Consider the following 12,696-nt stretch of genomic DNA (forward strand, 5'->3'; position numbering starts at 1 on the left):
GCGACCTTGACGTAAAGCTACCTTTACCAACTTGAAAGGGAGCTTGTCATGAACCGAACGCCCGCTGCACAGCGTTATCTGCGTCGCTTCACTGTCGTTACCGCCGCCTACATCCTGCTGATCGCCGCCAATGTCGGGGTCAGTCGAGCTTTCGATCCCTCCCAGACGGTGCTCGGGCTGATGGCGATCGTGGCCGCTCTGCCGATCGTCGGGATGCTGATCGTGCTCGGCATCTATTTGCGGGAGGAAAGCGACGAATTCGTTCGCGATCGTATCGTGTTGTCGATGCTGATCGGGCTGGGCGTGCTGTTGTCGTTGTCGAGCATTCTCGGGATGTTGCAGTTCGAAGGGCTGGTGGGCGAGTTGCCCGTTTTCCTGGCCTTTCCGATCTGGTGCGGCGCATGGGGGATCGCCCAGTCCTTGCTGGCATTGCGCGACAAGCGTGCGGATGCGGCATGAAGAACCGGCTGAAAATTCTGCGTGCCGAACGCGACTGGAGCCAGCAGGATCTGGCCGAGCGGCTCGAAGTATCGCGCCAGAGCGTCAACGCCATCGAAACGGGGCGATATGATCCGTCCTTGCCGCTGGCGTTCAGGATCGCCGACCTATTCGGCCAGCCGATCGAGGCGATCTTCATCAACCCGGCGCGCGACTGAAGCCAGCGCCCTTTCAACAAGTGGCCGCCCTGCGTAGAAGCGCGGCCATGCACTATCACGAACGCGCCGACCGTCCCCGTATCGCCTATCACCTGACCGAGGGACGCGGTCCTATCGTCCTTTTCCTGCCCGGCTATGCGTCCGACATGAGCGGGTCCAAGGCGCTGGCGGTCGAGGAATGGGCGCGAACGAACGGGCGGGCGGCGTTGCGGTTCGACTATGCCGGATGCGGGGAAAGCGACGGCGCGTTCGCGGATCAGGCACTGGCCGACTGGCGCGACGACGCGCTGGCGATGATCGATCGGGTCGGCGGGCCGGTGGTGCTGGTGGGATCCTCAATGGGCGGGTGGATCATGCTGCTGGCGGCACTGGCGCGGCCTGCACAAACCGTCGGCATGGTGGGTATCGCGCCTGCGCCGGACTTCACCGACTGGGGATTCAGCGACGCGCAGAAAATGGCGCTGCTGGCGGACGGGCGGATCGAGGAGCCTTCCGACTATTCGGACCAGCCGACCGTCACCACGCGGACCTTCTGGCAATCGGGAGAGGCGAACCGGTTGATGCATGGCGCCATTCCGATCGATGTTCCGACGCGGCTGGTGCAGGGGCAGCGCGACCCGGACGTGCCGTGGGAACGCACGGTTCGTCTCGCGGGGCTGATCGAAGGCGATGATGTTCAGACCTGGCTCATCAAGGATGGCGATCATCGGCTGTCGCGCCCGCAGGATATTCACACGATCCTGCGAGCGATTGAGGACGTTTCCGGAGAAGTCGAATGATCGCCGCCCTGATGTTGCTCGCGCAAGCCGCGCCTGCGCCTGCCGATCCCCAGCGTTATCGGGCCTGTGCCGCCATTGCAGAGGCCGATGGCGCGAAGGGCGTCGCGGCGGCGGATGCGTGGGCGAAGGAAGGTGGCGGGTTTCTGGCCGATCGCTGCAAGGGACTGGCACTTGCGACCGGCGGGCAATGGGCACAGGCAGCGGCGATGTTCGAATTTTCCGCACAGGCGGCGCAAGGTGCGCGGCATTCGGTCGCCTATCCGACCTGGGCGCAGGCCGGGAATGCCTGGCTGGCGGCGGGCGAGCCGACGCGGGCGAAGGCGGCGCTCGACAATGCGATCAATCCGGGGCTGCTGCGCGACCTACAACTGGGTCAGGCGCATATCGACCGCGCGCGGGCGTTCGTCGGTATGGGCGAACTGCCGTCGGCGCGCGCCGATCTGGACATTGCCGTTCGCGAAGCGCCCGAAGACCCGCTCGGCTGGCTATTGTCGGCGACGCTTGCGCGGCGGATGGGCGATCTGGAACGCGCGCGCGACGATATCGTCGAGGCGGCGGAGCGTGACGGCGACAATCCGGCGGTGCAGCTGGAGGTCGGCAACATCGCCGCCGGGCTGGGCGAGGATGTCGGTGCGCGGGGCGCGTGGCAGCGGGTGATCGAGCTTGCGCCGGAGAGCCCGCAGGCGACGTCGGCCAAGGCGGCGCTGGCGGCGAATCCGGGCGAGTAGGCGTTGCCCACGAACGGAGGAAGTAGCGCATCAAGTTACGTCATCCCAGCGAAAGCTCGGATATCAGGCTGCGCGGGAGCCGCTTGAGATCCCTGCCTTCGCAGGCATGACGATTTGAGGTGGATGCAAGCTACTTCAGGTAGAAATCGACCGTCGTCACCACCCGGACCTTCTTGAACGGGGTGTCCGCGACGCCGTAACCGCCTTGCTCGCCATCGCGCGCCTCGATCGAGAAATAGCCCTGGGTCGCGCTCTTGATCCCGCCCACGCCGGCGCCGCTGTCGCTGGCGAATTGTTCGGCCGCCGCACGCGCATCCCTGGTGGCCGCCGCGACCATTGTCGGCTTGATGTCGTTCAGCCGCGTGAAGCTGTAGACGATCCCCGACCCCTCTTGCAGCACCACGCCCTGCCGCACGAGGTCGAACTGGCGCGCGACCGCCTGCCGCGCGCGGGCGATGTCGGTGGTGCGCAGTTGCAGCCGCTGATTGATCGTCACCGTCTGGACGCCGTTGTTGTAGAACTGGTTGACGCTGGCCCCTGCCGGGCTCAGCGCATCGGCGGGGAAGCCGAGCGACGCGAAGAACTGCCGGATCGCCTGGGTGTCGCGGTCGATATCGGCCTGCACGGCGGCCAGGTCCAACCCCTGCGACGAATAGTTGAGCGTCCAGACCGCCAGATCCGCCGTGACATTCTGCTCCGCCAGCCCGCGCACCGTCACCGACCGGTCGGCATGCTTGGCGCGGACCAGCCCGTTGCCGAGTAGATAGCCGCCGACGATCAGCCCCAGCGCGACGATCGCCGCTGATATCAGCAGCGTCATCGTCGATTTGTCGGAAATCCGCCTTTCCACGCGCGTTCCCCTTCCCGATAGTGTTCGCGACTCGATTGACATTTGCTCGATGAACCGTTGCTGACATACGACGAAACGAAAGGTGCCGCCATGAAATATCTCCACACCATGATCCGCGTATCGGACCCGGACGCGACCGTCGCATTCTTCGAGCTGTTGGGATTGAAGGAAGTCCGGCGGATGGACAGCGAAGCGGGGCGCTTCACGCTGATCTTCCTTGCGACGCCGAGCGAGATGAACGGCGAGGGCAAGCGCGCCGACGCCGAGGTCGAGCTGACCTATAACTGGCCGCCCGAGGATGGCAGCGCGCCCGAAACCTACAGCGGCGGGCGCAATTTCGGGCATCTCGCCTATCGCGTCGACAATATCTACGACACCTGCCAGCGGCTTATGGACGCCGGCGTTACGATCAACCGCCCGCCGCGCGACGGCTATATGGCGTTCGTGAAAACGCCCGACGATATCTCGATCGAATTGCTCCAGCTCGACGGCGCCCTGGCCCCTGCCGAGCCGTGGAAGTCGATGCCCAACACGGGAACATGGTAAGGTGAGCGCGCTCCAGATCGTCCGCATTCCGGCGCTCAGCGACAATTATGTCTGGCTGGTGCATGATGACGCCAGCCGCGAGACGATGGTGGTCGATCCCGCCGAGGCCGTGCCGGTGCTTGCGGCGGCCGACGCGCGCGGCTGGCGGATCGGGGCGATCTGGAACACGCACTGGCATCCCGACCACACCGGCGGCAACGCGGCCATCAAGGAAGCGCATGGCGCGACCGTGATCGCGCCTGCTGCGGAAGCGGCGCGCATTCCCACCGCCGACCGGCTGGTGGCGGAGGGCGACCGCGTGTCGCTGGGGGCGCATGAGGCCGTGGTGATGGAGGTACCAGCGCATACGGCGGGGCACATCGCCTATCATTTCGAGGGCGACGCCGTGGCGTTCGTGGGCGACACGCTGTTCGCCATGGGCTGCGGTAGGCTGTTCGAGGGGACGGCGGGCCAGATGTTCGCGAACATGCAGCGGTTCGCAGGCCTGCCGGACGAAACCGTCATCTATTGCGCGCACGAATATACCCAGTCGAACGGACGCTTCGCGCTGGTAGCCGAGCCGGACAATGACGCGATCCGTCGCCGGATGGCAAAGGTCGATGCGGCGCGTGCCGCAGGCGAGCCGACTGTGCCGACGACCATCGGGGCCGAACGCGCGACCAACCCGTTCCTGCGCGCCGAAAGCGCCGAAAAACTGGCGGAACTGCGCGCAGCGAAAGATGGTTTTTCCGGGTAAACCGGTGTAGCATCGTCTTGTCACCAGGGGGCGAGCCACCCGAAGGAGGTCGCCATGTTACGTTCGATGATTGCCGCCAGCGCCGCCGCCATGCTGGCGAGTTGCGCCATGTCTCCCGCCGAACAGGCGCGGCAGGATAGCGTTGCGGCGCGCGAGGAAGCGCGACTGGCGGAAGCGCTCGAAGGGTTTGAATCGACCGGACGCACCAGCAGCTGCGTGCCCCGGTTCGAGGTGCGTCAGACCAAGCTCTACGACGGTGCGATCCTGTTCGAACGGTCGCGCGACCATGTCTATCGCAGCGATGTCGGTCCGGGTTGCGGGCGCAATCGCGACGACATTCTGGTGTTCAAGAGCGTCAACGGATCCTCCTATTGCGCCGGCGATATCGTCCAGCTTCGGTCGCGGTCGGGCGGGTTCTTCTCGGGCACATGCAGCCTGGGCGAGTTCACCGAACTGAAGCGCGATGCGCGCTAGCGCAATTGCGGTAGCTGCGGCAGCGTTGGTGATCGCGGGATGCGCGGCCACGCCCGAACAGATGGCCGAGGCGGAGTCCGCGCGCGCGGCCGAACTGGCCGATGCGCTCGACGGATATTCGCCCGGCGTGGCCCAGGACTGCATGCCGATCGATCGCACCAACGGTCCGCAGATCATCGGCGGCGGGGTGGTGCTGTACCGGGAAAGCGGGCGGCGCATCTGGCTGGCACGGACCGAGGGCGAATGCCCGTGGCTGCGCCGCGACGGGGTGATGGTGACGGAGGTGTTCGGCACTCAGTTGTGCCGCACCGACCGGTTCCGGGTGGTCGATCGCGGGAGCAGCATTCCGTCGGGCCATTGCCGGTTCGGCAGTTTTACGCCGTACGAGCGGAATTGATTGCCAGTAGCGTCAAAACCGTTCGTGCTTCGACAAGCTCGGCACGAACGGCGTAGGGTTATTCGCGATTACAACACATACCGGCTGAGATCGGTGTTCCGCGCGACTTCGCTCAACTGCTTGTCGACATAGGCCGCGTCCACCGTCAGCGTCTCGCCGCCGCGATCCTCGGCGTCGAAGCTGACTTCCTCGAGCAGCTTTTCCATCACCGTCTGCAACCGCCGCGCGCCGATATTCTCGACCTCCGCATTCACCTCGGCGGCGATGCGGGCGATCGCCTTGATGCCGTCTTCGGTGAAGTCGATGGTGACGCCTTCGGTTTCGATCAGCGCCTTGTACTGCTGGGGCAATGACGCCTTGGTGTCCGACAGGATGGCGATGAAATCCTCTTCGGTCAGCGCCTTCAGCTCGACGCGGATCGGCAGGCGACCCTGAAGCTCGGGGAGCAGGTCGCTGGGCTTGGCGACGTGGAACGCGCCGCTGGCGATGAACAGGATATGGTCGGTCTTCATCGGACCGTATTTGGTCGAAACCGTGGTGCCCTCGATCAGCGGCAACAGGTCGCGCTGCACACCCTCACGGCTGACGCTGCCGCCGCGCACATCGCTGACCGCGATCTTGTCGATCTCGTCGAGGAACACGATGCCGTTGGCCTCTGCATCGGCGAGCGCGGAACGGCTGACCTCGTCCTGGTCGAGCCGCTTGTCGGCTTCCTCCTCGACCAGCTTGGCCCAGGCGGCATGGACGTTCAGCTTGCGGCGCTGGAGGCGGGGGCCGCCCAGACCTTTCATCATCTCGCCCAGATTGATCATCTGCGCGCCCGCACCGGGCAGTTCGAATGGCATCGAGGGTGCGGCCTCCAGCTCGATTTCGATTTCGGTATTGTCGAGATGACCGTCGTTCAGACGCTGGCGGAACGCTTCGCGCGTCGCCTGGCTGGCATCCTTGCCGGTCAGCGCGTCGAGCAGGCGCGTCATCGCCGCGGCCTCTGCCTTGTCCTTTACTGCGACGCGGCGGCGTTCCTTCTCCAGCCGCACGGCTTCCTCGACCAGATCGCGGGCGATCTGTTCGACGTCGCGCCCGACATAGCCGACCTCGGTGAACTTGGTCGCCTCGATCTTGATGAAGGGGGCGTCCGCCAGCTTCGCCAGGCGGCGGCTGATCTCGGTCTTGCCGCACCCCGTCGGGCCGATCATCAGGATGTTCTTCGGCGACACCTCGTCGCGCAGATCGGGCGACAGTTTCTGGCGGCGCCAGCGGTTGCGCATCGCGACGGCGACCGCGCGCTTGGCTTCCTTCTGACCGATGATGTGCGCGTCCAATGCGGCGACGATCGCCTTGGGGGTAAGGGCTTCGTTCATGATGGGAGATGGGGTCCGTCTGTTCTGGTTCGTTGCTGCACAAGATGGCCCCGCGATGGCGCGGTTCAAGCCGGGCAGGTCCAGTTCGCGGCGACGCGGGCATGGCTGCGGACGATGCCGTCGATGTCGGATGCTTGCGGGGTCGCGTCCCATTGCTCTCGTTCCCAGGTGCCGCCGAGGACGATGCCATCGGCGCGCGGGAACATATATCCTTCGCTGACCCCGTACGCGTAATCGACTTCGGGCTGGGGCAGCAGCACGGCAAGCTGGCCGCGGACGGGCGTAAGTTCGGTGTCGCCGAACAATTGATGGCTGCCCAGGCCGGTGCAGTTGAAGATCGTGTTTTCGGGAAGCGCGGCAAGATCGGCGGGACTCGCGAAATCGCGCACGACGATGCGTCCGCCTGCGCGCTGGAAATCGGCGATCATCCGGGAAAGGTAACGCCCGGTCTCCACATACATGGTGTCGAACCGGCGCATCATGCCTTCGCCGAACGAATGCTGGCCCCGGGCAAACTGAGCAAGCGCCGGTTGATAGGCAAGCAACCAGGCCTCGTTGTCATCGGTGCGGATGGGGCCGGTTTGCCACGTCGGCACCCAATGGATGCCGTAATCGTCGCCGATCATGATCTGGAAGCGCCGCCAGCTATAGTCCATCGCCGCGCGGTACTGGCGCTGCCATTCGGGGCTTACCCGATCCTCGTCATAATGACCGGTCGGCACGATCTGGCCGCCCGCGATGTCCGAGGTGGTGTGTGGCGGGAGCGCCTTTGCGTAGAGGGTGACCGCAAAACCCGCTTCCTGCGCCAGCCGGGCGGTGGCGAGGCCGACCGCGCCCGCACCGATGACCGCGACAGGTCCGGTCATGCCGGGCACGCCGAGATTGGTGGCAAGGCGGCTGGTCCCCCAACTGAGCGTGATGCCTGCACCACCATGGCCGTAATTATGGATCAGGCGTTTGGCGCCGAGCGCTTCGGCACGGACGACGAAGCCCGAGGCGCGATAGGGACGCAGGCCGGCAACGGTGCGGATGACGCGGTTGGCGGCGACGTTGACCCGCGGGGGGCAGGGCGCGGCGCTGGTGCGCGGCGGGGTGGCGAGGGTGGTCGCGCAGCCGGGGAGGAGCAGGCTGGTCGCGGCGAGCGGTGCGGTGCGCAGCAGGGCGCGGCGTTCTAGCATTGGGCAGCCGCTCTCCGTTTGTGCTCCATCACCCCGAACTTGTTCCGGGGTCCACCACGCCGATTGAGCAACGATTGAGTTTGAACCGGTGCGCGTGCCGCTCGGTGGACCCCGGAACAGGTCCGGGGTGACGGCTGGTAAAGCGCAGGCGGGGGTGAGATCAGGCGGCGCTCTCCAGCGTTTCGACGGTGAGGTTCTCGTTGGTATAGACGCAGACGTCGGCCGCAATCTTCATCGCCTTGCGGCAGATCGTCTCGGCATCGGCTTCATATTCGACCAGCGCGCGAGCCGCCGCCAGCGCATAATTGCCGCCCGATCCAATCGCCGCGATGCCGTTATCGGGTTCTAGCACGTCGCCGTTTCCGGTCACCACCAACGTCACATTCTTGTCCGCGACGATCAGCATCGCTTCCAGGTTGCGGAGATATTTGTCGGTGCGCCAGTCCTTGGCGAGTTCGACGCAGGCGCGCAGCAACTGACCCTGATGGCGTTCCAGCTTTGCCTCCAGCCGTTCGAACAGGGTGAAGGCGTCGGCCGTCGCGCCCGCAAAGCCTGCGATTACGTCGCCACCCGCCAGCGGGCGGACCTTCTTTGCGTTGGGCTTCATCACGGTCTGGCCCATCGACACCTGGCCGTCGCCTGCGATGACGACGCGGCCATTGCGGCGGACGGAAAGGATGGTGGTGCCGTGCCACACGGGAGGTTTCTCGCTCATCGCCGCCATATGGGGGCGGGGCGGGGGGAGAGGCAAGGGTCACTCCCCTCCCGCGAGCGGGAGGGGGTGTTTGCTTATTTCTCTACGCCTTTGACCTTCCCCCAGGTGCGCGCGGCGGTGTAGCCCAGATAGCCGGTGCCGAAGAGCGCGTATAGTTCCTCCGGCAATCCGCGGAGATAGGCGGTCATGAACCGCGCGATCCCCTCCGCCATGCTGGGCTGGACCGCGCCGATCAGGCCCATCGGGATCGACCACAGCACCAGTGCATACATGACATAGAGAAAACTCGGCCGCGCACGGCTGGTCCAGGGATCGGTCGAATTGGCTTCCGCGACGATCGCGGTCAGTTGGGTGCGGGTGGCCTCCATTTCCTGGCTGCCCTCCAGCTTCAGCAATTCGAGCTTGGCGGCGTCGCGCGCCTTGGGATCGGGGATGATCTTGTCGATCAACTGGGCGAGGGGACCGATCAGGCCGGTGACGATGCTCATGTTCGCAGGCTCCATTCCTCAACAATTGGCAAGGTTGACACTCTCGCGGGATTTTCAGCCGATCCGGTGGGCCAGCCAGCCGTAGAGAAAGGCCTCGTTCGCGGGGCGCTGTTCGGCGAGGCGGACATAGCGTTCGCCCTGAAGTGCATCGACTGCCTTAACCAATACGGTTTCTCCACTCGCGCCGCGGGTGGCGAGGAAGGCGTCGAGCGCGGCGAGCGTGATCGGACCGATCGCGCCGTCAACGCGCAGGTCGGGATAATCGGTCGCACCCCGGTTGAGCGCGTTCAGGGCGCGCTGGAGAAAGGTCGCGGCGACCGCCGGACCCATGTTGACGCCGGTGTCGAACATCTCCGCCGCGAGTGCGGGCGCACGCTGCGCGATGCGGTCGAACGCCGGGCGTAGCCAATAGAGCCGCCGATAGATGGCGACGGCCTCCTGGCGCGGAAATGTGCGCAAGTCGCCAGTGTAGCCATGCTGTCGGGCGACCGCTTGAGTGATGCCCCAACGGGTCGGGCCGCCACGGTCGGCCGGGTGGTTCACATAACCGCCCTCGCGGTCGATGACCTCGTCGATGAGTCGGTCGATGGCTGACATAGGATGCTCCCCGAAAAGTAAAGACTAACCAGAAGGGTTCGATGTAGGAAAGTAAAAAGAACAAAAGAAAAACATTTCGAATGGGGAAGGGGGTGGATGTGGAGCCGAGAGCGTGCTGTGAAGGGCGACCATCTTGAGGAGCCGAATTGACCGATACGCCCGCCCCCCGCCGCCTGCACCGCATCGTCGCCGCGCTCGATCGCTGGGGGGAGCGCGCGGCGCATCGGGTGTCCGGGCCGTCAGGCTATGACGGCAAGGTGCGGATGCTGGCCTATGCCGGGTATCGCAACGCGACGCGCTTGCGGGTCAAGGGGCGCATCGTGCGGTATCAGGAACCGCTCGACGCCGCGCGGAAATGGGCGCGGTTCCGGGCGATGCTGGCGATCTACAACAGCCGCGAGCTACCGGATGTCGCGGTGCGGCTGGTGGGATACGGGCATGACGTGACCGTCCGCACCGATGGCGAGGGCTATTTCGACTTCGACCTGACAATCGACACGCCGCTGCCGCCGCATAGCGCATGGGAATCGGCAATGCTGTCCACACCCGAGCGCGAGATGCAGAAACCCGCCGTCGAGGTGCCGATTCTGGCACCGGGGGAGGATCACCCTTATGGCATCATCTCCGACATCGACGACACGGTGATCGAAACCGGCGCGACCAATTTCCTGAAGAACTGGCGGCGCGTGCTGGTCGAACAGCCCGGCGACCGGCTGGCGGTGCCGGGTGCATCGACGCTCTATCGCACGATCGCAGTCGATCATGCGGCGCCCAAGCGGCCATTCTTCTATGTTTCGTCCTCGCCGTGGAACCTCTACGGCTTTCTAACCGAGTTCATGGCGTTGAACCATATTCCCCACGGACCGATGTTCCTGAAAGATTACGGAATCGACCGGACCAAGTTCATCTCGACCGGGCACGCCGCGCACAAGCTGGAAGCGATCGAGGGGGTGCTCGCCTTCTATCCCGATTTCCGTTTCGTGCTGATCGGCGACAATGGCCAGGCCGATGTCGCGATCTATGCTCAGGCGGTCGCGGATTTTCCGGGGCGGGTGGCGGCGGTGTTCATCCGCGATGTGGACGGGTCTTGTCGCGAAGGGGCGAAAGCTGTGTTGCTTGCCGACATCGAAGCCGCAGGCGTGCCGACCTATTGCGGCGCCGGGCTGGGCGATGCCGTTGCAGCATTTTCGGCGCTGGGGATGGACGACCCGACGGAGGCGGCGGGCGCGGTCGCGGCGTCGTGAGCGGCTTGCCCGCCCTCTACAGCTTCCGCCGCTGTCCCTATGCCATGCGCGCGCGGATGGCCTTGCTGGAAAGCGGGACCGAGGTCGAACTGCGCGAGGTGGTGTTGCGCGACAAGCCCGCGGCGATGCTGGCGGCCTCGCCCAAGGGAACGGTTCCGGTGCTGGTGCTGCCCGATGGTCGGGTGATCGATGAAAGCCTTTCGATCATGCGGTGGGCCTTGGGTCGGAACGACCCTTTCGACTGGCTGGCGCGCGATGACGGGGAGTTGGTCGCCGATTGCGACGCGACGTTCAAACACCATCTCGACCGCTATAAATATCCCGACCGGCATGGCAGCGATCCGGTCGAACATCGTGGCGGCGGGCTGGCGTGGCTGGGCGGGCTGGAGGCGCGGATGGCGGGCGCCGAAAATCTGTGCGGCGATGCGGCGGGACTGGCCGACATCGCGATCTTTCCGTTCGTGCGCCAGTTCGCCGCGACCGACCGGAACTGGTGGGAGGCGCAGGAATTGCCGCGCGTGCGGGCCTGGCTGGACCAGCATGTCGGCTCCGACCGATTCGCGCGCGCGATGCTGCGCGTGCCGCCGTGGCGCGCGGGCGATGCGCCGGTGCGGCTGGGGTGAGTTTTGCGGTTTGGTCACCGGGCCGTTAGGTTCGATCCCATGAGCAGACGACCGACAGTTCGCTCCGCAACGATCCGCGCGGCTTTGATGATGGGCGTCGCGGGGTGCGGAGTCGAAGCGCAGGAGCCTGTCAGCCCGACGCTGCTCCGCGACGTGACCGCGACCCATGTTCCGTCTGCGCCGACGCTCCACGCGCTCGACATCGCGCTCGCCGATGTCGATGGCGACGGCGATCTCGACGCGGTGCTGGCGGTAGAGGGGGAGGCGAACCGGCTCTACCTGAACGACGGGCAGGGACGATTTACCTGGAAACAGGGCGCGTTCGCGAACGTAAAGCGGGACACCGAGCATGTCCGCACCGCCGATTTCAACCGCGACGGCCATGCCGATTTCGTGTTCGTGACCGAGGACGACCGCGTACACCAACTCTATCTGGGGCGCGGCGACGGCAGTTTCGTCGATGCCAGCGACCGGATCATGGTGCAGGGCGAGGCGAACGGGCTGGCGGTCGGCGACGTGAATGGCGACGGGCTGCCGGACATCGTCATCGGCACGTCTGGGGCCAAGGGCGATGACGGCGACGGGCAGAATTTTCTGCTGCTGAACGACCCCGCGCGGCCCGGCCATTTCATCGACGCAACGCGCACCCATCTGCCCGAATGGCGCGACGATACGCAGGGGCTCGCGCTAGCCGATGTCGATGGCGACGGGCACCCCGATCTGGTGATCGGCAACGAGGTGCCCAGGAACCGGCTGCTGCTGAACGACGGCCACGGCACGTTCGCCGAAGGGTCGGATCGGTTGCAACTCGTCACCGATCTCCACACGCGAGAGGCGCATGTGTTCGACGCCAATAATGACGGGCGCATGGACATCCTGTTCTTCAACCTGACGAGCAATGCGGGCGACTATGAAATGGACCCGCAGAACCGGCTGCTGATCCAGGATGGCGACGGCCGGTTCGTCGATGAAACCGACCGGCGCCTGCCCAAGAACGGCTTTTCGAGCTGGGGCGGGACGGTGATGGACGTCAACGGTGACGGACACCCCGACCTGATCGTCGGCGCGATCGAGGTGCCGGGGTTCAAACCGTCGCGGCTGCGCGCCTATCTGAACGACGGGCAGGGCCATTTCCACGACGCGACCGATCGGGTCGTGCCCGCCGTCACCACCGGGCGGCACTGGTCGATGGCCGTGGGCGACGTGAATGGCGACGGCATCGACGACGTGTTCGTCGGCGGCTGGGGCACGCAGCTGCGGCTGCTGCTGGGGACGCGAAAGCCGTCCTAGCGTCGGCGGCAGGGAGCGGGCACGCTGGGGGTGC

The 12,696-nt window shown here is 65.6% G+C and carries 17 protein-coding genes; 11 read left to right on the forward strand and 6 right to left on the reverse strand.

The annotated features are described in order from the left end of the window. Positions 1-48: 48 nt before the first annotated feature. The 4 genes from ACX0GZ_RS08655 to ACX0GZ_RS08670 are packed head-to-tail and all read left to right on the forward strand — an operon-like array spanning position 49 to position 2,163. On the forward strand, positions 49-459 hold the full coding sequence (locus ACX0GZ_RS08655) for a hypothetical protein (RefSeq protein ID WP_458815436.1): 411 nt from the start codon (positions 49-51) through the stop codon (positions 457-459). Then, entirely contained in the window at positions 456-656 is a 201-nt protein-coding gene (locus tag ACX0GZ_RS08660) for a helix-turn-helix transcriptional regulator (RefSeq protein WP_458815438.1), read from the forward strand. Before ACX0GZ_RS08655 ends, ACX0GZ_RS08660 begins: the two co-directional genes overlap by 4 nt. A 47-nt stretch (positions 657-703) precedes the next feature. Then, entirely contained in the window at positions 704-1,435 is a 732-nt protein-coding gene (locus ACX0GZ_RS08665) for an alpha/beta hydrolase (RefSeq protein WP_458815440.1), read from the forward strand. Continuing rightward, positions 1,432-2,163 (forward strand): tetratricopeptide repeat protein, encoded by a 732-nt coding sequence (locus tag ACX0GZ_RS08670; RefSeq protein WP_458815442.1) that lies wholly within the window; start codon positions 1,432-1,434, stop codon positions 2,161-2,163. Before ACX0GZ_RS08665 ends, ACX0GZ_RS08670 begins: the two co-directional genes overlap by 4 nt. A 130-nt stretch (positions 2,164-2,293) precedes the next feature. Here the strand turns inward: ACX0GZ_RS08670 and ACX0GZ_RS08675 are convergent, their stop codons facing one another. Further along, positions 2,294-2,983 (reverse strand): SIMPL domain-containing protein, encoded by a 690-nt coding sequence (locus ACX0GZ_RS08675; protein WP_458816177.1) that lies wholly within the window; start codon positions 2,981-2,983, stop codon positions 2,294-2,296. Between the two features lie 120 nt (positions 2,984-3,103). Between ACX0GZ_RS08675 and ACX0GZ_RS08680 the strand changes: the two genes are divergently transcribed. The 4 genes from ACX0GZ_RS08680 to ACX0GZ_RS08695 are packed head-to-tail and all read left to right on the forward strand — an operon-like array spanning position 3,104 to position 5,166. Further along, a complete protein-coding gene (locus tag ACX0GZ_RS08680; RefSeq protein WP_458815444.1) occupies positions 3,104-3,559 on the forward strand; it encodes a VOC family protein in 456 nt (151 codons plus the stop codon). A gap of 1 nt (position 3,560) precedes the next feature. Then, positions 3,561-4,295, forward strand: coding sequence for a hydroxyacylglutathione hydrolase (gloB, locus tag ACX0GZ_RS08685; protein WP_458815446.1), 735 nt, complete (start codon positions 3,561-3,563; stop codon positions 4,293-4,295). A 54-nt stretch (positions 4,296-4,349) separates the two neighbouring features. Next, the gene (locus tag ACX0GZ_RS08690) at positions 4,350-4,769 is read left to right on the forward strand and encodes a hypothetical protein (protein ID WP_458815448.1); all 420 of its coding nucleotides are present in this window, start codon (positions 4,350-4,352) and stop codon (positions 4,767-4,769) included. Next, complete coding sequence (locus ACX0GZ_RS08695; protein WP_458815450.1) at positions 4,759-5,166, forward strand: DUF6491 family protein; 408 nt, start codon at positions 4,759-4,761, stop codon at positions 5,164-5,166. Before ACX0GZ_RS08690 ends, ACX0GZ_RS08695 begins: the two co-directional genes overlap by 11 nt. A 68-nt stretch (positions 5,167-5,234) precedes the next feature. Here ACX0GZ_RS08695 and hslU read toward each other — a convergent pair whose 3' ends face one another. The 5 genes from hslU to ACX0GZ_RS08720 all read right to left on the reverse strand — a co-directional run bounded on the left by hslU (position 5,235) and on the right by ACX0GZ_RS08720 (position 9,505). Continuing rightward, a complete protein-coding gene (gene hslU / locus ACX0GZ_RS08700) occupies positions 5,235-6,527 on the reverse strand; it encodes an ATP-dependent protease ATPase subunit HslU (RefSeq protein ID WP_458815452.1) in 1,293 nt (430 codons plus the stop codon). A 65-nt stretch (positions 6,528-6,592) separates the two neighbouring features. Beyond that, positions 6,593-7,705: an FAD-dependent oxidoreductase gene (locus ACX0GZ_RS08705; protein ID WP_458815454.1), complete on the reverse strand. Its 1,113-nt coding sequence runs from the start codon at positions 7,703-7,705 to the stop codon at positions 6,593-6,595. Between the two features lie 160 nt (positions 7,706-7,865). After that, positions 7,866-8,420 (reverse strand): ATP-dependent protease subunit HslV, encoded by a 555-nt coding sequence (hslV, locus tag ACX0GZ_RS08710; protein WP_458815456.1) that lies wholly within the window; start codon positions 8,418-8,420, stop codon positions 7,866-7,868. Between the two features lie 74 nt (positions 8,421-8,494). After that, positions 8,495-8,908: a holin family protein gene (locus ACX0GZ_RS08715; RefSeq protein ID WP_458815458.1), complete on the reverse strand. Its 414-nt coding sequence runs from the start codon at positions 8,906-8,908 to the stop codon at positions 8,495-8,497. 54 nt (positions 8,909-8,962) lie between these two features. After that, complete coding sequence (locus ACX0GZ_RS08720) at positions 8,963-9,505, reverse strand: glycoside hydrolase family 108 protein (RefSeq protein WP_458815460.1); 543 nt, start codon at positions 9,503-9,505, stop codon at positions 8,963-8,965. Between the two features lie 146 nt (positions 9,506-9,651). Between ACX0GZ_RS08720 and ACX0GZ_RS08725 the strand changes: the two genes are divergently transcribed. Genes ACX0GZ_RS08725 through ACX0GZ_RS08735 form a run of 3 tightly spaced genes read left to right on the forward strand, consistent with a single transcriptional unit; the run spans position 9,652 to position 12,662 of the window. Further along, the gene (locus ACX0GZ_RS08725; protein WP_458815462.1) at positions 9,652-10,749 is read left to right on the forward strand and encodes an App1 family protein; all 1,098 of its coding nucleotides are present in this window, start codon (positions 9,652-9,654) and stop codon (positions 10,747-10,749) included. Further along, complete coding sequence (locus ACX0GZ_RS08730; protein ID WP_458815464.1) at positions 10,746-11,372, forward strand: glutathione S-transferase; 627 nt, start codon at positions 10,746-10,748, stop codon at positions 11,370-11,372. The genes ACX0GZ_RS08725 and ACX0GZ_RS08730 overlap by 4 nt, the downstream gene beginning before the upstream one ends. 39 nt (positions 11,373-11,411) lie before the next feature. Further along, entirely contained in the window at positions 11,412-12,662 is a 1,251-nt protein-coding gene (locus ACX0GZ_RS08735) for an FG-GAP repeat domain-containing protein (protein WP_458815466.1), read from the forward strand. Positions 12,663-12,696: the final 34 nt, after the last annotated feature.

The organism is Sphingomonas aestuarii, assembly GCF_054457155.1.

What these genes read in the sequence shown, in the direction of transcription:
- ACX0GZ_RS08655 (WP_458815436.1), top strand. Translation starts at nt 49, where the DNA reads ATGAACCGAACGCCCGCTGCACAGCGTTATCTGCGTCGCTTCACTGTC.
- ACX0GZ_RS08660 (WP_458815438.1), top strand. Translation starts at nt 456, where the DNA reads ATGAAGAACCGGCTGAAAATTCTGCGTGCCGAACGCGACTGGAGCCAG.
- ACX0GZ_RS08665 (WP_458815440.1), top strand. Translation starts at nt 704, where the DNA reads ATGCACTATCACGAACGCGCCGACCGTCCCCGTATCGCCTATCACCTG.
- ACX0GZ_RS08670 (WP_458815442.1), top strand. Translation starts at nt 1,432, where the DNA reads ATGATCGCCGCCCTGATGTTGCTCGCGCAAGCCGCGCCTGCGCCTGCC.
- ACX0GZ_RS08675 (WP_458816177.1), bottom strand. Translation starts at nt 2,983, where the DNA reads ATGACGCTGCTGATATCAGCGGCGATCGTCGCGCTGGGGCTGATCGTC.
- ACX0GZ_RS08680 (WP_458815444.1), top strand. Translation starts at nt 3,104, where the DNA reads ATGAAATATCTCCACACCATGATCCGCGTATCGGACCCGGACGCGACC.
- ACX0GZ_RS08690 (WP_458815448.1), top strand. Translation starts at nt 4,350, where the DNA reads ATGTTACGTTCGATGATTGCCGCCAGCGCCGCCGCCATGCTGGCGAGT.
- ACX0GZ_RS08695 (WP_458815450.1), top strand. Translation starts at nt 4,759, where the DNA reads ATGCGCGCTAGCGCAATTGCGGTAGCTGCGGCAGCGTTGGTGATCGCG.
- hslU (WP_458815452.1), bottom strand. Translation starts at nt 6,527, where the DNA reads ATGAACGAAGCCCTTACCCCCAAGGCGATCGTCGCCGCATTGGACGCG.
- ACX0GZ_RS08705 (WP_458815454.1), bottom strand. Translation starts at nt 7,705, where the DNA reads ATGCTAGAACGCCGCGCCCTGCTGCGCACCGCACCGCTCGCCGCGACC.
- hslV (WP_458815456.1), bottom strand. Translation starts at nt 8,420, where the DNA reads ATGAGCGAGAAACCTCCCGTGTGGCACGGCACCACCATCCTTTCCGTC.
- ACX0GZ_RS08715 (WP_458815458.1), bottom strand. Translation starts at nt 8,908, where the DNA reads ATGAGCATCGTCACCGGCCTGATCGGTCCCCTCGCCCAGTTGATCGAC.
- ACX0GZ_RS08720 (WP_458815460.1), bottom strand. Translation starts at nt 9,505, where the DNA reads ATGTCAGCCATCGACCGACTCATCGACGAGGTCATCGACCGCGAGGGC.
- ACX0GZ_RS08735 (WP_458815466.1), top strand. Translation starts at nt 11,412, where the DNA reads ATGAGCAGACGACCGACAGTTCGCTCCGCAACGATCCGCGCGGCTTTG.